This window comes from Janthinobacterium sp. GW821-FHT03C08, assembly GCF_059420905.1.
The window spans coordinates 130,570-153,936 of the sequence record NZ_JBWKUP010000004.1 but is presented as its reverse complement, the minus strand read 5'-3'; the positions used below and the strand labels follow the sequence as shown (position 1 = coordinate 153,936).

General features: G+C 64.4%; 23 protein-coding genes. 13 read left to right on the top strand and 10 right to left on the bottom strand.

All coding sequences use genetic code 11. The annotated features are described in order from the left end of the window. Window positions 1-15: 15 nt before the first annotated feature. From AC07VL_RS07000 to alr, 3 genes are all read right to left on the bottom strand, one after another. Window positions 16-336 carry a PilZ domain-containing protein gene (locus AC07VL_RS07000; protein WP_290607695.1) on the bottom strand — a complete coding sequence of 107 codons (321 nt, stop codon included), beginning with the start codon at window positions 334-336 and terminating at the stop codon, window positions 16-18. Window positions 337-467: 131 nt separating this feature from the next. Beyond that, window positions 468-1,844 (bottom strand): DNA repair protein RadA, encoded by a 1,377-nt coding sequence (radA, locus tag AC07VL_RS06995; protein ID WP_494805195.1) that lies wholly within the window; start codon window positions 1,842-1,844, stop codon window positions 468-470. Window positions 1,845-1,926: 82 nt separating this feature from the next. Beyond that, window positions 1,927-3,018, bottom strand: a complete 1,092-nt coding sequence (alr, locus tag AC07VL_RS06990) for an alanine racemase (protein ID WP_494805194.1) — start codon at window positions 3,016-3,018, stop codon at window positions 1,927-1,929. A gap of 247 nt (window positions 3,019-3,265) precedes the next feature. Between alr and lplT the strand changes: the two genes are divergently transcribed. After that, the gene (gene lplT / locus AC07VL_RS06985; RefSeq protein WP_494805193.1) at window positions 3,266-4,528 is read left to right on the top strand and encodes a lysophospholipid transporter LplT; all 1,263 of its coding nucleotides are present in this window, start codon (window positions 3,266-3,268) and stop codon (window positions 4,526-4,528) included. A 65-nt stretch (window positions 4,529-4,593) separates the two neighbouring features. Here the strand turns inward: lplT and AC07VL_RS06980 are convergent, their stop codons facing one another. The 4 genes from AC07VL_RS06980 to tsaB are packed head-to-tail and all read right to left on the bottom strand — an operon-like array spanning window position 4,594 to window position 7,634. After that, window positions 4,594-5,538 (bottom strand): DUF1853 family protein, encoded by a 945-nt coding sequence (locus AC07VL_RS06980; RefSeq protein ID WP_494805192.1) that lies wholly within the window; start codon window positions 5,536-5,538, stop codon window positions 4,594-4,596. Next, the gene (locus tag AC07VL_RS06975; RefSeq protein ID WP_494805191.1) at window positions 5,525-6,418 is read right to left on the bottom strand and encodes a uracil-DNA glycosylase; all 894 of its coding nucleotides are present in this window, start codon (window positions 6,416-6,418) and stop codon (window positions 5,525-5,527) included. The genes AC07VL_RS06980 and AC07VL_RS06975 overlap by 14 nt, the downstream gene beginning before the upstream one ends. Continuing rightward, window positions 6,415-6,912: a ribosomal protein S18-alanine N-acetyltransferase gene (rimI, locus tag AC07VL_RS06970; protein WP_494805190.1), complete on the bottom strand. Its 498-nt coding sequence runs from the start codon at window positions 6,910-6,912 to the stop codon at window positions 6,415-6,417. The genes AC07VL_RS06975 and rimI overlap by 4 nt, the downstream gene beginning before the upstream one ends. After that, a complete protein-coding gene (tsaB, locus tag AC07VL_RS06965; RefSeq protein WP_494805189.1) occupies window positions 6,909-7,634 on the bottom strand; it encodes a tRNA (adenosine(37)-N6)-threonylcarbamoyltransferase complex dimerization subunit type 1 TsaB in 726 nt (241 codons plus the stop codon). The genes rimI and tsaB overlap by 4 nt, the downstream gene beginning before the upstream one ends. A 261-nt stretch (window positions 7,635-7,895) precedes the next feature. On the opposite strand from tsaB, the gene dapC reads away from it, so the two are divergent. The 8 genes from dapC to AC07VL_RS06925 all read left to right on the top strand — a co-directional run bounded on the left by dapC (window position 7,896) and on the right by AC07VL_RS06925 (window position 17,288). Next, the gene (gene dapC, locus AC07VL_RS06960) at window positions 7,896-9,125 is read left to right on the top strand and encodes a succinyldiaminopimelate transaminase (protein WP_290607679.1); all 1,230 of its coding nucleotides are present in this window, start codon (window positions 7,896-7,898) and stop codon (window positions 9,123-9,125) included. A gap of 13 nt (window positions 9,126-9,138) precedes the next feature. Continuing rightward, complete coding sequence (gene dapD / locus AC07VL_RS06955; RefSeq protein WP_070223998.1) at window positions 9,139-9,966, top strand: 2,3,4,5-tetrahydropyridine-2,6-dicarboxylate N-succinyltransferase; 828 nt, start codon at window positions 9,139-9,141, stop codon at window positions 9,964-9,966. Between the two features lie 122 nt (window positions 9,967-10,088). Beyond that, on the top strand, window positions 10,089-11,636 hold the full coding sequence (locus AC07VL_RS06950) for an FAD-dependent oxidoreductase (RefSeq protein WP_494805188.1): 1,548 nt from the start codon (window positions 10,089-10,091) through the stop codon (window positions 11,634-11,636). Window positions 11,637-11,751: 115 nt separating this feature from the next. Continuing rightward, on the top strand, window positions 11,752-12,468 hold the full coding sequence (locus AC07VL_RS06945) for a hypothetical protein (RefSeq protein WP_494805187.1): 717 nt from the start codon (window positions 11,752-11,754) through the stop codon (window positions 12,466-12,468). Window positions 12,469-12,736: 268 nt separating this feature from the next. Then, window positions 12,737-13,090, top strand: a complete 354-nt coding sequence (locus tag AC07VL_RS06940) for an ArsC family reductase (RefSeq protein WP_494805186.1) — start codon at window positions 12,737-12,739, stop codon at window positions 13,088-13,090. A gap of 69 nt (window positions 13,091-13,159) precedes the next feature. Continuing rightward, the gene (gene dapE, locus AC07VL_RS06935) at window positions 13,160-14,296 is read left to right on the top strand and encodes a succinyl-diaminopimelate desuccinylase (RefSeq protein ID WP_494805185.1); all 1,137 of its coding nucleotides are present in this window, start codon (window positions 13,160-13,162) and stop codon (window positions 14,294-14,296) included. A gap of 57 nt (window positions 14,297-14,353) precedes the next feature. Continuing rightward, window positions 14,354-15,244, top strand: a complete 891-nt coding sequence (gene prmB, locus AC07VL_RS06930) for a 50S ribosomal protein L3 N(5)-glutamine methyltransferase (protein ID WP_494805184.1) — start codon at window positions 14,354-14,356, stop codon at window positions 15,242-15,244. Between the two features lie 49 nt (window positions 15,245-15,293). Further along, window positions 15,294-17,288, top strand: coding sequence for an ATP-binding cassette domain-containing protein (locus AC07VL_RS06925; protein WP_494805183.1), 1,995 nt, complete (start codon window positions 15,294-15,296; stop codon window positions 17,286-17,288). Between the two features lie 40 nt (window positions 17,289-17,328). On the opposite strand, the gene AC07VL_RS06920 is transcribed toward AC07VL_RS06925, so the two are convergent. After that, window positions 17,329-17,820, bottom strand: a complete 492-nt coding sequence (locus AC07VL_RS06920) for a chemotaxis protein CheW (RefSeq protein ID WP_494805182.1) — start codon at window positions 17,818-17,820, stop codon at window positions 17,329-17,331. A 226-nt stretch (window positions 17,821-18,046) separates the two neighbouring features. On the opposite strand from AC07VL_RS06920, the gene arfB reads away from it, so the two are divergent. Beyond that, window positions 18,047-18,445 carry an alternative ribosome rescue aminoacyl-tRNA hydrolase ArfB gene (gene arfB, locus AC07VL_RS06915; protein WP_290607661.1) on the top strand — a complete coding sequence of 133 codons (399 nt, stop codon included), beginning with the start codon at window positions 18,047-18,049 and terminating at the stop codon, window positions 18,443-18,445. Between the two features lie 9 nt (window positions 18,446-18,454). Here arfB and AC07VL_RS06910 read toward each other — a convergent pair whose 3' ends face one another. Both AC07VL_RS06910 and AC07VL_RS06905 read right to left on the bottom strand, forming a co-directional pair. After that, entirely contained in the window at window positions 18,455-20,314 is a 1,860-nt protein-coding gene (locus tag AC07VL_RS06910; RefSeq protein WP_494805181.1) for a flagellar assembly protein A, read from the bottom strand. Between the two features lie 158 nt (window positions 20,315-20,472). After that, window positions 20,473-20,868 (bottom strand): hypothetical protein, encoded by a 396-nt coding sequence (locus AC07VL_RS06905; protein WP_494805180.1) that lies wholly within the window; start codon window positions 20,866-20,868, stop codon window positions 20,473-20,475. Window positions 20,869-21,131: 263 nt separating this feature from the next. Between AC07VL_RS06905 and ompR the strand changes: the two genes are divergently transcribed. Genes ompR through AC07VL_RS06890 form a run of 3 tightly spaced genes read left to right on the top strand, consistent with a single transcriptional unit; the run spans window position 21,132 to window position 23,348 of the window. Further along, complete coding sequence (ompR, locus tag AC07VL_RS06900) at window positions 21,132-21,833, top strand: osmolarity response regulator transcription factor OmpR (RefSeq protein WP_223278807.1); 702 nt, start codon at window positions 21,132-21,134, stop codon at window positions 21,831-21,833. A 13-nt stretch (window positions 21,834-21,846) separates the two neighbouring features. Beyond that, entirely contained in the window at window positions 21,847-23,205 is a 1,359-nt protein-coding gene (locus AC07VL_RS06895; RefSeq protein WP_494805179.1) for a sensor histidine kinase family protein, read from the top strand. A gap of 20 nt (window positions 23,206-23,225) precedes the next feature. Beyond that, window positions 23,226-23,348 carry a hypothetical protein gene (locus AC07VL_RS06890; RefSeq protein WP_290608574.1) on the top strand — a complete coding sequence of 41 codons (123 nt, stop codon included), beginning with the start codon at window positions 23,226-23,228 and terminating at the stop codon, window positions 23,346-23,348. Window positions 23,349-23,367 lie beyond the last annotated feature (19 nt).

Sequence of the window (23,367 nt, the reverse complement as noted above, 5' to 3'; positions counted from 1 at the left end):
ACGGCAGCGGCGCTCCTAGCGCATGAACTTGGCAATGGCGCTGCTGACGGCCATGTCCAGCTGCTGGAAAGTGAGTCCCACCTTGAAACCGGCGCTGCTGAAAATGCAGTGCGACACGGCCGTGCGCGCTTCGATGATGTGTGCCTTGCCATCGTAAAAGAGCTCGAACAGCACCTTGCCCTGCTTGCCCGCCGGTACCGGATCGGCGATCACGGCCGACATCCCGCCTGGCCCCACATCGAGGGTGCGCGCCGCCACTGGCCCCGCGCCATCGATCACCAACATTGCCTTGGCACGCAAAATCTTGCGTGCGCCTTGCCTTTGTTCAACTGACACTGTATTCCGCTTCTCTATCAATTCATGGTCGACACGGATGCGCAAGGCGCATCCATCGGACAAATATTATAGTTCCAAACGGAAATTCTGTTTGACTTGTCTCAAACTTGGCATTTACACCATGCCAACTACTACTCGTGGTCGCGCAGCTTGTTGAACGCCTCGTCGATGCGCTCGACGCCGATGACCTTGATGCCCTCGATGGTTTGCTTGGGCAGGTTGGACTTGGGCACGACGGCCAGGGTAAAGCCCAGCTTGGCGGCCTCGCGCAAGCGCTCCTGGCCCCGTGGCGCGGGGCGGATTTCGCCCGCCAGCCCCACTTCGCCGAACACGACCAGCCCGCGCGGCAGCGGCTTGTTGCGCATCGACGAGTTAATCGCCAGCAACACGGCCAGGTCGGCCGCCGGTTCCGTGATCTTGACGCCGCCGACGGCATTGATGAAGACGTCCTGGTCGAAGGCGGCGATGCCCGCGTGGCGGTGTGCCACGGCCAGCAGCATGGCCAGGCGGTTCTGCTCCAGGCCGACGGACAGCCGGCGCGCATTCGGCAGGTGGCTGGTGTCGACGAGAGCCTGGATTTCCACCAGCAGCGGACGCGTACCCTCCTGCGTCACCATCACGCAGGAACCGGGCACCTGGTTGTCGTGCTGCGACAGGAACAGGGCCGACGGATTCGACACGCCCTTCAAGCCCTTTTCCGTCATGGCAAACACGCCCAGTTCATTGACGGCACCGAAACGGTTCTTGATGGCGCGCACGAGGCGGAAGCTGGAATGGGCGTCGCCCTCGAAATACAGCACCGTGTCGACGATGTGTTCCAGCACGCGGGGGCCGGCCAGCGCGCCCTCCTTCGTCACGTGGCCCACCAGGATGATGGTCACGCCCGTCTGCTTGGCCGCCCGCGTCAGCTGCGCCGCGCATTCGCGCACTTGCGCCACGGAACCGGGCGCCGAGCTGAGCGCGTCCGAATACACGGTCTGGATGGAATCGATCACCACCACTTCCGGCTTGAGGTCGTTCAGGGTGGAGAGGATCTTTTCCAGCTGGATCTCGGCCTGCAATTTGAGTTCCTTGGCGTCGATGACGAGGCGCTTGGCGCGCAGGGCGATCTGCGCCCCCGATTCCTCGCCGCTGACGTACAGCACGCGCTTGTGGTGCGACATGTTGGCCAGCGCCTGCAGCAGCAGGGTCGACTTGCCGATGCCGGGGTCGCCGCCGATCAGCACGACGCCGCCCGCCACCATGCCGCCGCCCAGCACGCGGTCGAATTCCTCGATGCCCGTGCCGAAGCGGGGCACGTCGATGGCGTCGATGTCGTCCAGCGACAGCACGGGCGCCGTCTGCGCCAGCGACATGTGCTGCGGATTCGAATAGCGGTTGTTGCCGCCCGTCTCGGGCAGGGTTTCCACCATGGTATTCCACTGGTTGCACGAGGTGCACTGTCCCATCCATTTATTACTGATGGCGCCGCAATCGCTGCACGTGTAGATGGTCTTGACTTTTGCCATGGTGTTTTTGCCCGGGTAAGGAATAATGCTGTCTATATATACAGTGGATTCACAGTATATACAAACCGCGCTGCCGCGTCACCTAGGCTTCAGCCACGGGCACGCGGGGCGCCAGTGCGCACATCAGCTCGTAGCCGATGGTGCCGGCGGCCAGCGCCACCTCGTCGACCGGCATGCCCTGGCCCCACAGGGTGACGCTGCTGCCGACTTGGGCGCCGGGCACGTGCGTCAGGTCCACCATCAGCATGTCCATCGACACCCTGCCGATGAGTCCCGTGCGCACGCCGCCCACGAGCACGGGCGTGCCTTCCGGGGCGTGGCGCGGGTAGCCGTCCGCATAGCCGCAGGCCACCACGCCCACCTTGACGTTGCCGGCCGCTTCATAGCGGCTGCCGTAGCCCACCACTTCGCCGGCGGCGATGTCCTGGATGCCGATAATCTGGCTGCGCAAGGTCATGGTGGGCAGCAAGCCGAAGGCCTGCGCCGACGTGCCGCCGGGGGCGCCGCTGGGCGTGCCGCCGTACAGCATGATGCCGGGACGCACCCAGTCGCTGTCCAGGTGATGCAGCAGCAGGCCGGCCGAATTGCACAGGCTGCGCGGCAAGCTTGTCCCGATGCTGGCGGCGCCGGCCTCGAAGCGCAGCATCTGCTGCTCCAGGGGCAGGCGCGTGGGGGCCGCCTCGTCCGCATTGGCGAAGTGCGTCATCAGGGTGATCGTGCCGACATGGGCAATGGCGCGCAGGCGCGCATAGGCGGCGGCCACGGCATCCGGCGTAAAGCCCAGGCGGTTCATGCCCGTGTTCATCTTCAGGTGCACGTCGATGGCGTGCGGCAGGCGCGCCGCTTCCAGCATGGCGATCTGCTCCACGCAATGCACGCTGCCATTCAAATGATGCCGCGCCATGACGGGCAAGTCGCTGGCGTCGAAAAAGCCTTCCAGCAGCAGGATGGGCTTGGTCCAGCCCAGTTCGCGCAAGCGCACGGCGTAATCGACCTCGACCAGCGCCAGGCCATCGGCCTCGGCGAAGCCCCGCATGGCCCGCTCCAGGCCGTGGCCATAGGCATTCGCCTTGACGACGGCCCACACCCTGGCGCCGCGGGCACAGGCACGGGCGCGCGCCAGATTGTGTTGCATGGCATCGAGATGGATGATGGCGATGAGGGGCCTGGGCATATGCGTGATTCACGGCGGGTGGGAAAGCCGTATTTTACCGGATGGGCAGGCCACGGATGCGGCGCACGCTCAAGGTCGTGTACAGAGGACAGCATTTACAAAATGCTCACATGTATGTGTATTTTTCTACGGCAGAATAATTAAGTGCGCCTTAGGCAAGCGGATGTGAAGCAGGCCCGTCCAAACTTGGGGTTTGCCGTTTTTTCGTGGTATAAAGCAAGCCAGATATGATTTCAGGCATTCCAGAATGAATCGTGGTTTTTATACCATCATGGCGGCGCAGTTCTTTTCCTCGCTGGCAGATAACGCCCTCTTTTTTGTCGCCGTCGATTTATTGGTGTCCATGAAATCCCCGGCGTGGATCACGCCACTGCTCAAACTGTCGTTCGTGCTGTTTTACGTGCTGTTGGCCGCTTTTGTCGGCGCCTTCGCCGATGCTCTGCCCAAAGGCAAGGTCATGTTCATCGCCAACATGGTCAAGATCTTCGGCTGCGCCCTCGTCTTCTTCCACGTGCATCCCCTGCTGGCCTACGCCGTCGTCGGCTTTGGCGCGGCCGTGTACTCGCCCGCCAAGTACGGCATCCTGACGGAACTGCTGCCGCCGGAAAAGCTCGTGGCGGCGAATGGCTGGATCGAAGGCTTGACCGTCACCTCCATCATCCTCGGCACCGTCATGGGTGGCGCGCTCGTCAGCGGCCATGTGTCCGACCTGCTGCTCTCCATCGACATCCCCCTGATCGACACGGGCATCACCAGCAAGACGGAAGCAGCCTTGTGCGTGGTGGTGGGCATCTATGCGCTGGCGACCCTGGCCAACCTGAAGATTCCCGACACGGGCTGCGTGTATCCGCACCAGGAACGCAATCCTATCAAACTGATCACCGATTTTGCCAATTGCTATTCCATCCTGTGGAAAGACAAGCTGGGCCAGATCACCCTGGCCGTGACGACCCTGTTCTGGGGCGCCGGCGCCACCTTGCAGCTGATCGTGCTGGAATGGGCCAAGCAATCGCTGAACATGCCGTTCGACAAGGCCACCAGCCTGGTGGGCGTGGTCGCCATCGGCGTGGCGGGCGGCGCCGTGCTATCGGCCCGCTTCATTCCGCTGCGCAAGTCGCTGACCGTGATTCCATTGGGCATCGCCATGGGCGTGATCGTGATGATGATGACGCAGGTGCACTCCGTGTGGATCGCCTACCCGCTGCTGATATTGATCGGCGCCCTGTCCGGTTTCTTCGTCGTGCCCATGAATGCCCTGCTGCAACACCGTGGCCACGTGCTGATGAGCGCAGGCCATTCCATCGCCGTACAGAATTTCAATGAAAACCTGTCCATTCTGACCATGCTGGCCGTGTACTCCATCATGATCCGCCTGCACCTGCCGCTGAACATCATCATCACCCTGTTCGGCCTGTTCGTCGCCGGCACCATGTACATGATCATGCGCAGGCACAAGCTGAACCAGCTGGAACATGACAATCTGTCACTGATTGGCGAGCAAAAACACTAACCCCAAGCAAGGACTGGGGTCAGACTTGACAGTCTGACCGTGGATTCCGTTTGGGGCCCGGCGTCTTAAATCGGTAAGGCACCCGCCAGCCGCCGCGCGGCAGCCTGCTCCGTCCAGTCAGGCGGCACGACAAAACCGCGCGTGCGCTCCACTTCCCAGCCTTCGATAGTATCCACCATGGCCACCATCACCGGTTGCGCCAGATCAAACAACTGCGCGCGCAAGGCAGCCACGTCGAGCACTTCCACCTCGCGCCCCTTGAACGGCGCCAGCCATTGCAGGCGGGGCAAGATGACGTAACGCTGCCCGGGCAACTGCGCGGGCGTGCACCAGAAACCGTGTCCATGTTCGTGAGAAATACCGTCCATGCCCGGCATCGTGCCGATGGCATAGAACAGCCAGCCCTTGACGAGCGCCTGCGCCGCCCGCACGGGCTGCGCCAGCAAGCCTTGCGCGGCCGGATGGCGGGCCAGGGCTAGTTGCTTGTCGAGAATCTTGCGCATCTTCAAGCCCAAGGTATCGGCCAGGTTGGGGCCGATCAAGTGGTGGAAGACGCCGGGATCGGGCGTGCCTTCGAGCAGGTAGAACTTGGTGGCAAACTCCCAGTGCAGCAGATCGTCGCCGTCACGCAGGAGGAAATCGAATTCGCCCACCGTGTCGTTGCGGTTGACCTGCACCTGCAAGCCATGCGCCTGCAGCAATCCCTGCTGCTCAAAATAAAAGGCCAGCAGCTTTTCAGCGTACAGGCCCAGGCGGGAATAGAACTTGGGGCCCAGCGCCGCATCGAGCGGCGCAGGATCGCGCTGCAAGGCGTCCAGCCAGGCGGCCACGGCAGGCGTGACGGCCGGCAGGCTGGCGATGCGCCCGCCCCAGTGGCCGCTGGCCGGGTCGAGCAAGTCGGGCGAGTCGAGCAGCCAGGCCAGCGCCCGCACGCGGGGGTGCGTCAGATGCCCCCAGCGGCGTTCGAAGCGGGCCTGGAAAGTCTCGCCGGCCCCGTCAGCCGCCCGCATGCGTACTTTTCGCCAGGCACAAATCGGCCCAGGCGCGCGCCTTGGCCTTGCCCGTCTCGTCCTGCAGCAACATTTCCGGATGGAAGGTGGCGACGACGGCCGCGCCGCCCAGCTGGCGCACCGTGCCGCGCACGGGCTTTTCGCCGGGATTGATGCCGGCGGCGGCCATCGAACCCAAGGTGACGATGGTGCGCGGCTGCAGCAGGGCCAGCTCGCGGTCAAAATACGGACGGCAAGCGGCGGACTCGGCCTCTGTCGGCAGGCGCTCCTGGCCCGCCTCGTCGAGCGGACGGCATTTCAGCAAGTGCGTGATGTAGACATCGCTAGCCGCATCGACTTCGATGGCTTTGAGCATATTGTCGAGCAATTTTCCCTGCTCGCCCGGCAAGGCGCGCCCTTCCCGCTCTTCCAGGCGCGAGGGACTGCTGGCCAGCATCAGCCAGCTTGCCTGGCGGTCGCCGCGGCCCATGACGACGCCCTTGCGCGTCTTGCACAAGTCGCAGCGCGCACACTTGGCGACGGCGGCCGCCAGGCCATCCCAGTCGAGGGCGGCGATGTCGGCGTCGCTCAACTGCTTCACGGGCGGCGGTGGCGGCGCATCGTCGAACCAGGCCGTGTCGTCGGACGGGGCGGCGGGCATTGACGCTGCGGCAACGGCGACGGGCGCCGCGGCTTGCACCTCAGCAAGAACTTCGGGCACGGGGGCGGGTGCGGGTACCGCGACCGGAACCGTAACGGGCGCAGGCGCAGCGGCTACAGGCTCGACAGGCTCCGCCGGCGCGGCTTCGGCCGCTTCAACGGCCTCGGCTGCGGCGCCCTGGCGCAAGCGCCACAATGGCCCCACGCCCATTTCATCGAGGAAAACGGCGCTACGGCTCATAAGGTATAACGCATCACGATGGCGTCCTCACGTTGCGAGTTGCTGGCCGGATAGTATCCCTTGCGCCGGCCGATCTGGGCAAATCCGTAGCGCTGGTAAATGTCGAGCGCGCGCACGTTCGACGGACGCACTTCCAGCAGCATCGATTCCATGCCCAGCTGGCGCGCGCAGGCGCAGGACCGGTTCAGCAGGAAGCGGCCCAGGCCCTGGCCCTGGATGGCGCCGTCGACGGCCACGTTGAGCAAGTGCGCCTCGTCGACGACGAGCATCAGCAGGAAATAGCCAAGCAGGGTGCCGTCCGTATCGCGCAGTACCCAGGCCGGGTAGCCGCTCTTGAGCGAATCGACAAAGTTGCCATGCGTCCAGGGATACGGATACACGCGCTGCTCCAGCGCCAGCACCTCGGCCAGGTCCGCTTCGACCATCGGCTGGTAGTCGAGGCGCAGCAAGTCCCAGCCTGCCCCGTCGTCGCGCACCTTGCCCGCCTCGCTCATTGCGCGGACTCCGCAGCGGCCTTGGCGGCCTGCATGTCGAGCCGCTCGGCGCTCGTGTAGGCGATCTTGTTGCGCAAATACAAAGGCTGTGCCTCGGCCGCCGTCACGACATGACCGGCCGCAAAGGCGATGCGCGCCAGTTGCCCCACCTGCACGGCGTGCGGCATGATGGCGGCGTCGGCCGTGGCGGCGCACGGCAGCGCGGCCAGTGCCTCGGCATAGGCGGCAAAGCCGTTGCCGCAAGCAATGACGTCGCCATGCGGCGCCACGCCGGCCGGCGCGCTCAGGACGGGCGGCAATACGGCTTGCAAGCCATCCTGGTAATCATATTGCGCCCAGTACACTTCGCCCATGCGCGCGTCGAGCACGGTCACGATGCGCTGCGCGCCATGCTGCTGGTGGCAGGCCAGCGCCATGGCATCGAGCGTGACGATGGGCACGACGGGAAGGCTGGCGCCATAGGCCAGGCCTTGGGCGATGCCGCAAGCCGTGCGCACGCCCGTAAACGAGCCGGGGCCGGAGCCGTAGGCGATGGCGTCCACGTCGGCCAGGGTCACGCCCGCTTCGGCCAGCAATTCCTGCACCATCGGCAGGATGGACTGGGAATGCGTGCGCACGCCCGACGAGGCGCGGGACAGGACGACGTCGCCGCGCAGCAAGGCGCAAGAGGCGAGTTCGGACGAGGTTTCGATAGCGAGGAGAGTGGGTAATAAGGTAGACATAGCGTATTTTACCCTGCCGCGCCATGCTGCGGCACTCCCCGCCCGGGCCTGGCTTGCGCGGGAACGCCATCGCCCGCGGCATGGCGCCCGCACAGCGCCGGCGCGAGGGCGGCTATAATGCAAGGCTCAGCGGCCTTGCCTGGCATGCGTCATGGCGGCGCCGAGTGCCAGCGCGATGCCAGCGCCGCCCAGGCGCCCGGCGATCGTCGCGCAATGAAACGCTGAGCAATACCGTCTTCCACTCTTGCCCTGGTCCGTTCCGTGAATCCACTTCTTGCTAAACTGCAACCATATCCATTTGAAAAGCTGCGCCAGTTGTTTGCTGGCGTGACGGTCAATCCCGAGTATGCGCCCATCAGCCTGGGCATGGGCGAACCCAAGCACCCGACGCCGGCCTTCATCGAGCAGGCCCTGGTCGACAATATCCATGGCCTGGCCAGCTATCCGACCACCATCGGCTCGGAAGCCTTGCGCGGCGCCATTGCCGGCTGGCTGGAGCGCCGCTACGGCATCCCCACGCTCAATCCTGCCACGCAAATCCTGCCCGTGAACGGTTCGCGCGAAGCGCTGTTTGCGCTGGCGCAAACGGTGATCGATCCGGCGGCCGGTTCGCTCGTGATCAGCCCGAATCCGTTTTACCAGATCTATGAAGGCGCGGCTTACCTGGCCGGCGCCGAACCGTATTTCGTCAATTCCGACCCGGCGCGCAATTTCGGCTGCGACTACGACAGCGTACCGGCCAGCGTGTGGGAAAAGGTCAAGCTGCTGTTCCTGTGCTCGCCCGGCAACCCCACGGGCGCCGTGCTCACCCTGACGGACTGGGAACACCTGTTCGCCCTGTCCGAGCGCTACGATTTCGTCATCGCCGCCGACGAGTGCTATTCCGAGATCTACCACGGCGACACGCCCCCGCTGGGCGCGCTGCAGGCGGCGCACATGCTGGGCCTGTCCACGGTCGAGCGCCCGTATGCGCGCCTGGTGGTGTTTTCCAGCCTGTCGAAGCGCTCGAACGTGCCGGGCATGCGCTCGGGCTTCGTCGCCGGCGACGCGGAAGTATTGAAAAAATTCCTGCTCTACCGAACCTACCACGGCGGCGCCATGAGCCCCGCCGTGCAGGCGGCCTCCGTCGCGGCCTGGAACGACGAAACCCATGTCGAGGAAAATCGCGCCAAGTACCGCGCCAAGTTCGACGCCATCACGCCGCTGCTGCAATCGGTGATGGACGTGCAATTGCCGGACGCCGGCTTCTACCTGTGGGCCGACGTCAGCCGCACGGGCCTGTCCGACACCGAATTCGCGCAACGCCTGTACGCCGAATATAATGTCACGGTATTGCCTGGCAGCTACCTGGCGCGCGACGCGCACGGCATCAATCCGGGCCGCAACCGCATCCGCATGGCCCTCGTGGCCGAAACGGCCGAAGGGCTGGAAGCGGCCTTGCGCATAGTAAAATTCTGCCAGCAGCTTTCCGCATCCGCATCAACCCACTAAACAAGACATCATCATGAGCCAACAACTGCAAACCATCATCGACCAGGCCTGGGAAAACCGCGCCGAGATCAATCCGCGCAACGGCACGGCCGAACTGCGCGACGCCGTCTCCCACGTCATCAATGGCCTGGACAACGGCAGCATCCGCGTGGCGGAAAAAACCTCGGGCGACTGGGTCGTCAACCAGTGGGTCAAGAAAGCCGTGCTGCTGTCGTTCCGCCTGGAAGACAACGTCGTCCTGCCGTCCGACGGCACGATGCAGTTCTACGACAAGGTGCCGACCAAGTTCGCCAACTACACGGCCGAAGACTTCGCCAAGGGCGGTTTCCGCGTGGTGCCGCCCGCCGTCGCCCGCCGCGGCAGCTTCATCGCCAAGAACGTCGTGCTGATGCCGTCCTACGTCAATATCGGCGCCTACGTCGATGAAGGCGCCATGGTCGACACCTGGGCCACCGTCGGCTCCTGCGCGCAGATCGGCAAGAACGTCCACCTGTCCGGCGGCGTCGGCATCGGCGGCGTGCTGGAGCCGATGCAGGCAAACCCGACCATCATCGAAGACAACTGCTTCATCGGCGCCCGCTCGGAAATCGTCGAAGGCGTGATCGTCGAGGAAAACTCCGTCATCTCGATGGGCGTGTACATCGGCCAGTCGACCAAGATCTACGACCGCGCCACGGGCGAAGTCACCTACGGCCGCGTGCCGGCCGGTTCCGTCGTGGTCTCGGGCAACCTGCCTTCGGAAGATGGCAAGTACTCGCTGTACTGCGCCGTGATCGTCAAGCGCGTGGATGCAAAGACCCGCGCAAAAACGGGTATCAACGAGTTGCTGCGCGGTATCTGATGACTGCGCCGCAAGGCGCGCGCAACACTCCGAATGTCCCGCCCCGGCGGGACATTTTCATTTCCGACTAGCAACTTCAATCGTCCCGCTGTCCTCTCCCATCCTGTCCTATACTGGATGGCATGAATACTCCTCCCGTATTGATCGTCGGCGCCGGTCCTACCGGCCTCATGCTTGCCTTGCGCCTGGCGCGCCATGGCGTCGATTGCCGCATCATCGACAAGAACAGCGGGCCGGGCCAGGCGTCGCGGGCCATGGCCGTGCATGCGCGCACGCTGGAGTTTTACCAGCAGCTGGGCTTTGCGGACGAGCTGGTGCACCTGGGCATCAAGATCAATGCCATGCACATCCATGAAGGGGGCGAGGAGCTGGTCAAGCTGGCGCTGGGCGAGATCGGCGAAGGCCTGAGCCCCTACCCTTTCGTGCTGAGCCTGCCCCAGGACGAGCATGAACGCTTTCTGATCAGCAAGCTGGCGGCGGCCGGCGTGCACGTGGAATGGAACGTCACCCTCGACTTGTGGACGCAGGACGATAGCGAAGTGCAAGCCATCCTGCTCAAGGATGGCGAACGACAATATTGCACGTTTGACTATATCTGCGGCTGCGACGGCGCCCGCAGCGCCGTGCGCGAGATCGCCGGCTTTGACTTTTCCGGCGGCACCTACGACCACCTGTACTACGTGGCGGACGCGCAAGTCGCCGGCAGCAATACGGATCTGCACGCCCACCTGGGCGCCAACACCTTTGCCCTGATGTTGCCCGTGCGCACCAGCGGCATGCAGCGCCTGATCGGCATCCTGCCCGACCGTCCGGAAGGCGCCCCCGCGCCCGTGTTCGACGACGTGCGGGAACAGGTGCAAGCCCTGCTGGGCATCGAGGTCGAGCACGTGAACTGGTTTTCCACCTACAAGGTGCACCACCGGGTGGCCGGGCAATTCCGTGAGCGGCGCTGTTTCATCCTCGGCGACGCGGCCCATCTGCACAGTCCCGTGGGCGGCCAGGGCATGAACACGGGCCTGGGCGACGCCGTCAACCTGGCGTGGAAGCTGGCGCAAAAACTGCGGGGCCAAAGCAACGACGCCCTGCTCGACACCTATGAAAGCGAGCGCATCGTGTTTGCCCGCAAGCTCGTCGCCACCACCGACCGCGCCTTCCAGGCCATCGTCGCGCAGGGCATCGCCGGGCAATTCCTGCGCCGATGGCTGGTGCCGCACGCCCTGCCCTTCCTGTCCGGCTTCGCGCGGGCGCGCCGCTTGCTGTTCAAGACCGTGTCGCAAATCCAGATCAGCTATGAAGACAGCGCCCTGTCCGCCGGCTATGCGGAACACTTGCGCGGCGGCGACCGCCTGCCGTGGTTTTCCGACGGCACGCAAGACAATTTTATCGCCCTGCGCAGCATGGATTGGCAATTGCACATCTATGGCGAGCCTGCGCCGGAACTGCTGGACGAGGCCCGCGTGCTGAAACTGCCCGTGCATTGCTACACCTTCAACGTGGCCGCCAAGCTGGCCGGCCTGGGCCGCGACGCCGCCTACCTCGTGCGCCCGGACGGCCACATCGCGCTGGCCCTGCACCTGCAGGAAAGCGGCGCCCTGCGCGCCCTGGCCCTGCGGCTTGGGCTACATTTCGGCCCTGCGGAAGCCGGCAAGGCGGTGCCCCGCCCTGTGTAGTCCGCTGCACTCAAGGTTTGTGCTGCATCAACGCGTTGAGATTTAATTTACTTGCTTTGTTTGCTTTGTTTGACTTCGTGTCCTATGCTGAACTATGCGTTTCAAGGATATAGCCATGTCAAACACATCAAACACTCGCCCCCCTGCCGGCAATGGCGACACCGGCACAATTGATGAGGCAGCCACCGAAGCCGCGCATGCTCCAGCCGCGCCCTCGCTGGCCAGACAGCTGGCCGATACGCTGGCTGCCAGCGCCACAGGCTTGCGCTTCAACATTGCGCAAGACACCTTCCAGGAAGCCTATGCATCGCTGCTCGATGCCGTGCCGCGCGATGATCGCCCCGCACTGCTGGCGCAAATGCGGCGCGACCTCGATATCGTGGCCGAGCGCGAACTGAACCTGGCTTCAGGCAGCGACGCACAGACAGGCCGCGTCAGTACCCGGCAATTCATGCGCGGCCTGGAAGAACAGGAACGGCAGCAGCGTGAAAAAGACCTGGCCTCGCACAGCTTGCTATCCGGCCCCGAATTGCGTGCCCGGCTGGAAGTCACGCCGCAGGCACTCAGTGCTGCATTGAAAGCCAGGCGCCTGTTCGCCTTGCGCGGCGCCTCCGGCGAATATGTTTATCCGGCATTTTTCGCCGATCCCCGCCACGACCGCCACACCCTGGAAAAAGTCAGCAAGATTCTCGGCGACTTGCCCGGCGCCGCCAAATGGGACTTTTTTACCGTCCCGCGCCTGTCGCTGGGCGGCAAATCACCGCTGGAAGCCTTGGCCAAAGGAAAACTCGATGCCGTGATGGCGGCCGCCCGCGCCTACGCCGACGAATAGCGGCGCGACCGTGGCAACCTTGCTGCGCCTGCCCAAGCTGGCGATGGCATCCGCCACGCCGCTATCGACCCATCCGGATTTCGGCCAGGTGGCCACGCAACTGGGCATCCGCAGCGCCTGGCCCTGAACCTGCCCGTAACATGCAACAGTGTTGCACTGCCGCATCGGCTGCGCATCGACTGTATAATGACGGCTACCATCGCATTTTTCTCTGGCGCAAGCGCCGCGATCAAGCGAACCGCATTCATTCCCCCTTAGCCCGACCACTATGACCATTACACTCTACGGTATCCCCAATTGCGATACCGTCAAAAAGGCCCGCACCTGGCTGGCCGCGCAGCAGCTCGACTTTACCTTCCACGACTTCAAGAAGCAGGGCCTGGAACGCGCCACCGTCGAGGCTTGGCTGGCGCAATTGCCATGGGATGTGCTGGTCAACAAGAAAGGCACGACCTGGCGCGCCCTGTCCGACGAGCGCAAGGCGTCGATTACCGATGCGGCCAGCGCCCTGGACCTGATGCTGGAAAACCCGTCCATCATCAAGCGCCCCGTGCTGGACAAGGATGGAAAGTATAGCGTGGCGTTTTCGGATGCGCAGTACAAGAACATTTTTTCAGTTTAAACCCGACACCTGCAAGGCTGGGGTCGTACGGGGACGCCGAGTCCCAAAGGTACGACCCCGCTCCACACCATGACCACCTCCAAAACCCTCGCCCTGACCGAAAAACTGATCGCCCGGTCCTCCGTCACGCCGGACGACAAGGGCTGCCAGCAGCACCTGATCGATATCCTCACGCCGCTGGGCTTCGTCTGCGAGACGATACAGTCGAACGACGTCACCAACCTGTGGGCGCGCCGCGGCACCACCTCGCCCGTATTCGTCTTTGCCGGCCACACGGACGTGGTGCCCACGGGCCCCGTCGAGCAGTGGCGCTCGGAACCGTTCATTCCCACGCAGCGCGACGGCAAGCTGTACGGCCGTGGCGCAGCCGACATGAAGACCTCGATCGCCGCCATGGTGGTTGCTTGCGAGGAATTTATTGCCGCCACGCCCGAGCATACGGGCTCGATCGCTTTCCTGATCACGAGCGACGAGGAAGGCCCGGCTACGGACGGCACCGTCATCGTCTGCGACAAGTTGAAGGAACGGGGCGAGCAGATCGACTATTGCCTCGTGGGTGAGCCGACCTCGAGCGCACAGTTGGGCGACATGATCAAGAACGGCCGCCGCGGTTCCCTGTCGGGCCGCCTGACGATCAAGGGTGTGCAGGGCCACATCGCCTATCCGCACCTGGCGAAAAACCCCATCCACGAAGCGGCGCAGGCGCTGGCCGACCTGGTCGAGGAACAATGGGACGCGGGCAACGAGTATTACCTGCCGACCACGTGGCAAATGTCCAACATCAACGCGGGCACGGGCGCGAATAACGTCATTCCCGGCGACATGGTAATCGACTTCAATTTCCGCTTTTCCACGGCCAGCACGGCGGAAAGCCTGCAGGCGCGGGTGCACGCCATCCTCGACCGGCATGACTTGCAGTATGACTTGCAGTGGACCCTGAGCGGCCTGCCCTTCCTCACGCCGCGCGGCACGCTCTCCGATGCGCTGTCGTCCGCCATTCTGGAAGAAACGGGCCTGGCGACGGAGCTGTCGACCACGGGCGGCACCTCGGATGGCCGGTTTATCGCGCAAATCTGCCCCCAAGTGATAGAATTCGGGCCGCCCAATGCCAGTATTCACAAGATCGACGAGCACATCGAACTGCGCCACATCGATCCCCTGAAGAATATTTACCGGCGCACGCTGGAGCATTTGCTGCCCGCCTGAACCTGACATACCGAGGCCCGTCACGGCGGGCCAGAACACCGTCTTTTCGAGAATGCCATGACCCCGAACCCGTTTTCCACGCCACGCGACCTGCTGCGCTACGCCGTCACCCGTTTCAATACCGCCAAGCTGTTTTTCGGCCACGGCAGCGCCGAAGCGTTCGATGAAGCCGCCTACCTGGTCCTGCACACCCTGAAATTGCCGCTCGACCGCCTGGAACCCTTCCTCGACGCCAAATTGCTGCCGTCGGAAATCGCCAGCGTAATGAGCGTCATCGACCGCCGCAGCATCGACCGCGTGCCGGCCGCCTACATCACCAAGGAAGCATGGCTGGGCACGTATAACTTCTACGTCGACGAGCGCGTGATCGTGCCCCGCTCCTTCATTGCCGAGCTGATCCCGGAATACTTCGCGCCATGGGTGCCGGAACCGGACGCCGTGGAAAACATCCTGGAACTGTGCACCGGCTCGGGTTGCCTGGCTATCATGATGGCCGATGCCTTCCCGAACGCCAGCGTCGATGCCGTGGACATTTCCGCCGACGCGCTGGCCGTGGCCAAGCGCAACGTCGACACGTATAAACTGCAGGACCGCGTGCACCTGATCGAATCGGACCTGTACGCCAACGTGCCGGCCAAGAAATATGATTTGATCATCAGCAACCCGCCGTACGTAAATTCCGCGTCGATGGGCGCGCTGCCCCAGGAATACCTGGCCGAACCGCAGATCGCCCTCGACGGCGGCAGCGACGGCATGGACCTGGTGCGCAAGATCATCGCCGGCGCGGCCGAGCGCCTGACGGACGACGGCATCCTGATGATTGAAATCGGCAACGAGCGCGCCTACGCAGAAGCGGCCTTCGGCGAGCTGGGCCTGACCTGGCTGACGACGAGCGCCGGCGACGACATGGTGTTCCTGCTGACGGCCGAGCAGCTCAAGCTGGCATAAACGCTGGCGCAAGCGGCGCACTGCCTTAATTTACAACACAAAGAAAATAATGATACGTTTCCTACAAGTAAGCCTGATGCGCGGCATCAAACCGTTGCTCGAACAAGTCGATGTCACCCTCAATCCGGGCGACAAGATCGGCCTGATCGGCGCCAATGGCGCGGGCAAATCGAGCCTGTTCGCCATGATGCGTGGCGAATTGCACCCTGACCAGGGCGAGATCGATTTCCCGGCCAAATGGCGCGTGGCTTACGTGGCGCAGGAAACCCCGCCGCTGGACCGCGCCGCGCTCGACTACGCCATCGACGGCGACGTCACCCTGCGTAAACTGGAAGCGGAACTGGCGCGCCTGGAATCGGAACCGGCGACGTCAGAAAACGGCATCGCCATCGGCGAAATCTACAGCGCGCTGGCCGATGCCGACGCGTACACGGTGCAGTCGCGCGGCGAGCAATTGCTGCTGGGCCTGGGCTTTACCCTGGACCAGATGCAGCAACCTGTCGCCAGCTTCTCCGGCGGCTGGCGCATGCGTCTGAACCTGGCGCAAGCGCTGATGTGCCCGTCCGACCTGCTGCTGCTCGATGAACCGACCAACCACCTGGACCTGGACGCCATCATCTGGCTGGAAGACTGGCTGAAGCGTTACGCCGGTACCTTGCTGATCATTTCCCATGACCGCGACTTCCTCGATGAAGTGGTCAACGTCGTCGTGCACATCGACGAGCGCAAGCTGAAGCGCTATTCGGGCAACTATTCGAGCTTCGAGCGCCAGCGCGCAGCGCAGATGATCCTGGCCGCCGGCGCGCTGGAAAAGCAGCAGCGCAAGCGCGCCCACCTGGAGTCCTTCGTGAACCGCTTCAAGGCGCAAGCTTCCAAGGCCCGCCAGGCACAGAGCCGCATGAAGGCACTGGCGAAGATGGAAGAGCTGGCGCCGCTGCGCGCCGCCGCCGAATTCTCGTTCGAATTCCGCGAGCCGCTGTCGGCTCCGAATCCGCTGCTGGTGATGGAAGACGTCGATGCGGGCTACAAGATCGAGAACGAAGCGACGGGCGAGATCACGCACAAGACCATCGTCAACGGCATCAAGTTTTCGCTGCAGATCGGCCAGCGCATCGGCCTGCTGGGCCAGAACGGCGCCGGTAAATCCACCCTGATCAAGACCATCGCGGGCGAACTGATGCCTTTGACGGGCGACGCCACCCTGGGCAAGGGCCTCAACATCGGCTACTTCGCCCAGCACCAGGTGGAAATGCTGCGCCACGACGAGTCGCCACTGTGGCACTTGTCGAAGATCGCGCCGACCACGCGCGAGCAGGAATTGCGCAACTTCCTGGGCGGCTTCAACTTCCCCGGCAACATGGTGACCAGCTCGATCGCGCCGTTCTCGGGCGGCGAGAAAGCCCGCCTGGCGCTGGCCCTGATCGTCTGGCAGCGTCCGAATTTGCTGCTGCTCGATGAACCGACCAACCATCTGGACCTGGAAACGCGCGAAGCGCTGACGGAAGCGCTGGCGCAGTTCGAAGGCACGCTGGTCGTCGTTTCCCATGACCGCCATTTGCTGCGCGCCACCACGGACGAATTCATCATCGTTGCCGACGGCAAGCTGCAGCCGTTCGACGGCGACCTGGACGACTACAAGGACTGGCTGTTCAAGACCAAGCTGGGCAAGGGCACGGACGTGCTGCCGGCCGCCGGCAAGGCCAACAAGACGGACTTCCCCGTAACGTCGTCCGTCCCTGCGCCGGCCGCCGCCCCTGCCGCGCCCGTGCGCGACAAGCGCAAGGAAGCGGAAGAGCGCCAGAAGACGGCCGCCCTGCGCAAGCCGATCGAAAACAAGATCAAGCGCCAGGAAGAACAGATCGCCAAGCGCAACGCGCAAAAGGCGGAAACGGACGTCAAGCTGGGCGAGCCGAGCATCTACGACGCCGCCAACAAGGCCAAGCTGAAGCAGTTGCTGGCCGACCAGACCTTCTTCACCAAGGACCTGGCCGAACTGGAAGCGGAATGGCTCGATTTGCAGGATCAGCTGGAAAAACTCGGTTAATCAAGCAGCGACACAAGACGACCTTCGGGTCGTCTTTTTTTTAGGCGACCTGCATGGGACGGGGGCTGCGGATCGCCATCAGGCGGTCGATGTCGACGAGGATCAGGCGGCGCCCCGCTACCGTGCCCAGGCCCAGCAGGTAATCGGCCTCCGTCTCGCCCAGGCCCGGCACGGCGGCGATGTCGCCGGGCGCCAGGGTGACGATATCGGTGACGCCGTCGACCACCATGCCCATCACGCCATTGCTCAGCTGCAAGATGATGACGTCCGTGGACGGATCTGGCGCGCCGCGGGCGCTGCCGAACGCGGCGCGCATGTCGACGATGGGGATGATCACGCCGCGCGAGACGGCCACGCTGTGCAGCACTTCCCCTTCCGAGGAAAAACGGTCGAGCTCCTTCAGGGGCCGCAATTCCCGCACGCAGCGGTAATCGAGGCCGTACTCCAGGCCGCCCAGCCGGAAGCTCAGGTACTGCGTCAGGGATGGCGCGGTGCCGCGCTCCGCCGTTCCAGCGGCGCCGGGTGGTGTCATGGGCTGCATGGTCTTCCTTTCATCCGGTAAGCGCTGCCTGGATGCGCAGTGGCGCAATGCTGCAAAAGTGCAACTTTGGCCCCATGCTAACGGGCATCGCCGCGGCCGACGTTGAGAAACATCAACTTTCCAGGAAGACATCGGCGCATGGGCACACGGCCTTGCGCGGGCGCAGTGCCGTCCGTCTTGGCTTACAATACCACCATGTTTTTTCCACAGGCCGGCCATGCAACACCTCGTCAATCCCGCTGAAGTCGAGTTTTCCGCCATCCGCGCCCAGGGCCCGGGCGGGCAAAACGTCAACAAGGTGTCCAGCGCCATCCACCTGCGCTTCCCCATCGCCGCCTCATCGCTGCCGGAAGCCTACAAGGAACGCCTGCTGGCCCTGCGCGACAGCCGCATCAGCAAGGATGGCGTGCTGGTGCTCAAGGCGCAGCAGTCGCGCAGCCAGGAGCAGAACAAGGAGGAAGCCTTGCGGCGCCTGCAGGAAATCATCGACAGCGTGACCTTTTTGCCCGCCGTGCGCCGCGCCACCAAGCCCACGCGCAGCTCGCAGCGGCGCCGCCTCGACAGCAAAAGCACGCACAGCATCCTGAAACAGTCGCGCGGCAAGGTGACGGATTAGGCGGATGCGCTACGGCGGCGGCGCGTAGGTCCAGTCCAGGCTGCCGCTGCTGTCCGCAAACACCAGCTGCGCGGACGGCGTGGCGCTGCGCAGCAGCGCCTTGATCTCCTTCGGCGGCCGGTCGTAGACCTTGGCCGGCCCGGGCGGCACCACCATGGCGCGCACCGTCGTTTCGCCGTCGACCAGGCCCAGGGTGCAGCGCGACTGGCCGGCCGTCGCCTGCCGCGACTGGCGCAGCTGCTGCACCAGCGCCAGCATCTGCGCCTGCAGGATTTCCGACTGCTTCACTTCCAGCCGCAGGCGCGCCACCTCCTTCAGGACGGGGGCGATGCGCGCAGCCAGCTTGTCGTACTGCACTTGCTGCGCCGGCTGCAGCTGCAGCTCGCCGCGCCGCAGCTGGCCCGCCAGGGTCAGGTAGTTGCGCACCTCGGGCAATTGCGCGATGGCGTCGATTTCCTGCTGCCGCTTGGCCTGCATGCGTGCATGCTGCTCGCCCTTGGCCAGGCTGTCGGCGATCCGCTGCTCCAGCGCGCTCAGATCGGGCACCAGCGGAAACAGCAGCATCTCCACCTGCCGGCGCGGGCCGGCGCTGCCGATGCGGATGGTGCGCGCCGCCACGGCGCAGCCTTCGGCCAGTTCAATGACGACCTCGTCGGCGATGATCTCGCAATTGCTGGCATGGTCGATCACCACGCGCGTGCCGGCGATGACGCAGCTTTCCGCGCGCTTCAGGTGCACCTCGCCGCTCAGGGCCTGCACCACGGAGCCGGACGCCACGCCCGCGATGCGCACGTCGCCGTGCTCGTTGAAGGCCGTGCCGCCCACGAGGTTGCGTTGCAACAGGATCAGTCCGCCGTGCGAATGCAGGTGGCCATACACGTCGCCGTGGATGGTGATGTCGCTACCATCCACCTGGCGCTGCTCCTGCACTTCGCCATATTCCTCGTAGGCGGCGCGCAGCTTCAGGTTGCCCGTGGTGCGGCTGCTGACGCCGTCGCGGCTGACGATCTTGTTTTCGACGGAAATCTTGCCGTGTTCATCGACATTCACGTAGCCATCCTGCGTGGCCACGACGAAGTCGCCTTCGCTGTAGCGCTCGACGGCCGTGCCATTGCCGGCTACGGCCGCCGGGTCCAGTTCCAGCGGCGCGGGCGGCGGCAGCACATTGCCGGCCAGGTCGTAGCCAGGCAGGCCGGGCACGCCCGGCAGCAAACGCAGCAGGCGCGCATGCTTCTTGACCTGCGGGAAGCGGTTCTTGAAGCTGAGCAAGTCGAGCCGGCCGTCGGGGCGCTCGCGCGGCGCATCGTCGCGGTGGATGCCCTGCGACACTTCGACCAGCTGGGCATCGCGCCCCGGCTGCGGCGGCAGCACGCGCGCCACCGTGATGCGCTCGGCCTTGCCGGCGTCGAGTATGGCGCGCACGGCCGCGCTGTCGAGGCCATAGCGCACGCCCTTGCCCCACAGGTCGGCCACCAGCTCGTCGAACTCGCGCCGCGCCGGCACCTGGCCGTCCGCGTCGGGCGGCAGCGCCTCGAAGTAGAACTCGGCGCTGTCGCCGCGGATCTTGACTTGCTTGTAGAGCAGGAGCCGCAGGGGCGGGAAAGGCGCCACGCGGGCAGCGATGCGCAGCAGGGCCTCGCCCCTGGGCGGACTGCCCGGCACGGGCGCATGGAACAGGGTCAGCAGGAACAGGGCGTAATCGAGTCCGGCCAGCATCTGCCCCGACTGGAACAGCTGGTCGACGGCGGCGCGCAGCTGCGCGGGCGCCAGCGCCAGGTCGAGAAACACGCCATCGTGGCGCTGGACCAGGCCGCGCGGCAAGCCGCCAGCGGGAACCGCCTCCGGAACGGGCCTTGCTTCGTCGCTCACCACTTGCCTCCAGAATGAAAAATTCAGGGAATTGCCTCAGTGCACTAGAACAATATCACGGGGCGTGGCGCTGTGCCTGACTCGGCAACAATGTGCCTGCCAGATGCGGACAGGGCCATGTCTTGCGACATGGCCCTGCGGGATGGGATGCGGGAAGCCTAGCGGCGCGGCGGGTTGGAGTAAATGTCCTGGCCCACTTCATTGATCTGGCGGCGCAGGTCGCGGCGCTCGTCGGGCGTCATGCGGCCCGTGCGACGCGACGCATCGGCCCCTTCGCTGGCGCGGCGCTGCTCTTCCACGCGCGTGTCGAAGCTGCGTGCGTCACGCTGCTCGCGCACTCGCGTATCATTGCTATTGCTGCGCTGTACCTGCTCATAGCGCTGGGCCTGCATTTGCTGCTGCTCGTCACGGCGGGGCGGCGGCTGGTTCTGTGCCTGCGCCAGGCTGGCGCCCAGGATGGAACAGGCGACAAACGCGGACAGCACGGACGAGGAAGTGCGCGCTGCGAAAGCTGCGCTGGGAGCGGCGTGAATGTTTTTAGTAAAGATATTCATTGAGTTCCTCTTCCGCGATGCCGTATAAACTAAAGCTGATTTCCACTGTGGCCCCAGTGTATGATGCTTTACACGGTGCAGTAAGAGTAATTGGGTAAAGTTTGTAACAGTTTGTAATGGGTCGCCACAGCCCCTTGTGAGCGCCGCGCGAGGCGTTACTATAGCAACCAATATAAGATAACACGACACCTTAAATGACCACAACCTCCACTTCCGGCAGCAATACAACAACGCAATCCGTCCACGGCCACCAGGCCAAGATCATGGTGGTGGATGACGATGTGCGCCTGCGCGATCTGCTGCGCCGCTACCTGACCGAACAGGGATTCAACGTCTTTACGGCCGAGAGCGCCACCGCCATGAACAAGCTGTGGCTGCGCGAGCGCTACGACCTGCTGGTGCTCGACCTGATGCTGCCGGGCGAAGACGGCCTGTCCATCTGCCGCCGCCTGCGCGGCGCGGGCGACCAGACGCCCATCATCATGCTGACGGCCAAGGGCGAGGACGTGGACCGCATCGTGGGCCTGGAAATGGGTGCCGACGACTACCTGCCGAAGCCGTTCAATCCGCGCGAACTGGTGGCCCGCATCGGCGCCGTGCTGCGCCGCAAGGGTCCCGATGAAATCCCGGGCGCGCCGTCGGAAACGCCGCAAACCTTCGAATTCGGCGACTTCGTGCTGGACCTGGGCACGCGCACCCTGAAAAAGAATGGCGAAACGGTGCCCCTGACAACAGGCGAATTTTCCGTGCTGAAAGTGTTTGCCCGCCATGCGCGCCAGCCCCTGTCGCGCGAAAAACTCATGGAACTGGCGCGCGGCCGCGAATACGAAGTGTTCGACCGCAGCCTGGACGTGCAGATTTCGCGCCTGCGCAAGCTGATCGAACCCGATCCGTCGAGCCCGCTGTTCATCCAGACCGTGTGGGGCCTCGGCTACGTCTTCATCCCGGACGGACAGCCGCGCTGATCGCTGGCGAGGCATGATGAAGCTTGTTCCCGATATCAGCCTGGCGCGGCTGAAAAGCGGCCTGTTCTGGCGCACCTTTTTGCTGCTGGGTACTTTGACCACCGTCAGCATGATCACCTGGATCGGCATGATTTCCGTCATCCAGCGCGAGCCGCAGGCGCAGCAGATTTCCGCCCAGATCATTTCCGTCGTCACCATCACGCATGCGGCGCTGACGCACTCGGCCCCCGAGCTGCGTCGCGAGCTGCTGTTCGACCTCGTCAGCAATGAAGGCATCCGCATCTTCTCGCTGGAAGAGGACGACCGCATCGAGCCGCCGCCCGACAATTACCTGATGCCCGACATCGAGGCGCTGGTGAAGGCCAAGCTGGGCAAGGACACGCGCTTTTCCGCGCGCGTCAACGGCGTGGCCGGCTTCTGGGTCAGCTTCAAGATCGACGACGACGAATACTGGCTGATGCTGGACCGCGAGCGCCTGCGCGGCCTGACAGGCTTCCAGTGGCTGGGCTGGGCCAGCCTGGTGTCCCTGCTGTCGCTGCTGGGCGCGGCCATCATTTCCAGCCTGATCAACCTGCCCCTGTCGCGCCTGACGGCGGCCGCGCGCGACATCGCCAAGGGCAAGCAGCCGGCGCCGCTGCCGGAAAAAGGCCCGATCGAGATCATCGAGGCGAACCGCAGCTTCAACCAGATGGTCGACGATTTGAAGCAGGTGGAATCGGACCGCGCCGTCATTTTGGCGGGCATCTCGCACGACTTGCGCACGCCGCTGGCGCGCATGCAGCTGGAAGTGGAAATGGCGAATCTGTCGGACGAGGCGCGCGAAGGCATCCAGTCCGATATCGGGCAGATGGACGCCATCATCGGCCAGTTCCTCGACTACGCCAAGCCGACGGAAGCGTCGAGCTTCACGGATGTGGACCTGAGCGGCCTGCTGGCCGACATGACGCGCGAAGCGATGCGTCTGCCGGACGTGAAGATCAACGCCACCATCGCCGAAGGCGCGCACGCGATGGGCAACCCCACCGACCTGCGCCGCGTGCTGAACAACCTAATCGAGAATGCGCGCCGCTACGGCAAGACGCCGGGCAGCGACGTGACGGAAATCGACATCGCCTGCCACGTGCGCACCAGCCATGGCGCGAAAAAGGTGATCATCGAGGTGCAGGACCATGGCACGGGCGTGCCGGCGGAAAAGATCGAGCAGCTGATGAAGCCGTTCACCCGCCTCGATACCGCGCGCGGGCAGGCCAACGGCGCCGGACTCGGCCTGGCCATCGTCGACCGGGTGCTGCTGCGCCACGGCGCCGAACTGCAGGTGCGCAACCGCGAAGGCGGCGGCCTGGCGTTCCAGATCAGCTTGCCGGCGGTGTAGGAGACACCCGGCGCAGGCAGGTGGACGATCGTCTAGGCCTGGCCATCGTCGACCGCGTCCTGCTGCGCCATGGCGCCGAACTGCAGGTGCGCAACCGCGAAGGCGGCGGCCTGGCGTTCCAGATCAGCTTGCCGGCGGTGTAAGCCGGCATGCCGGGGTCAG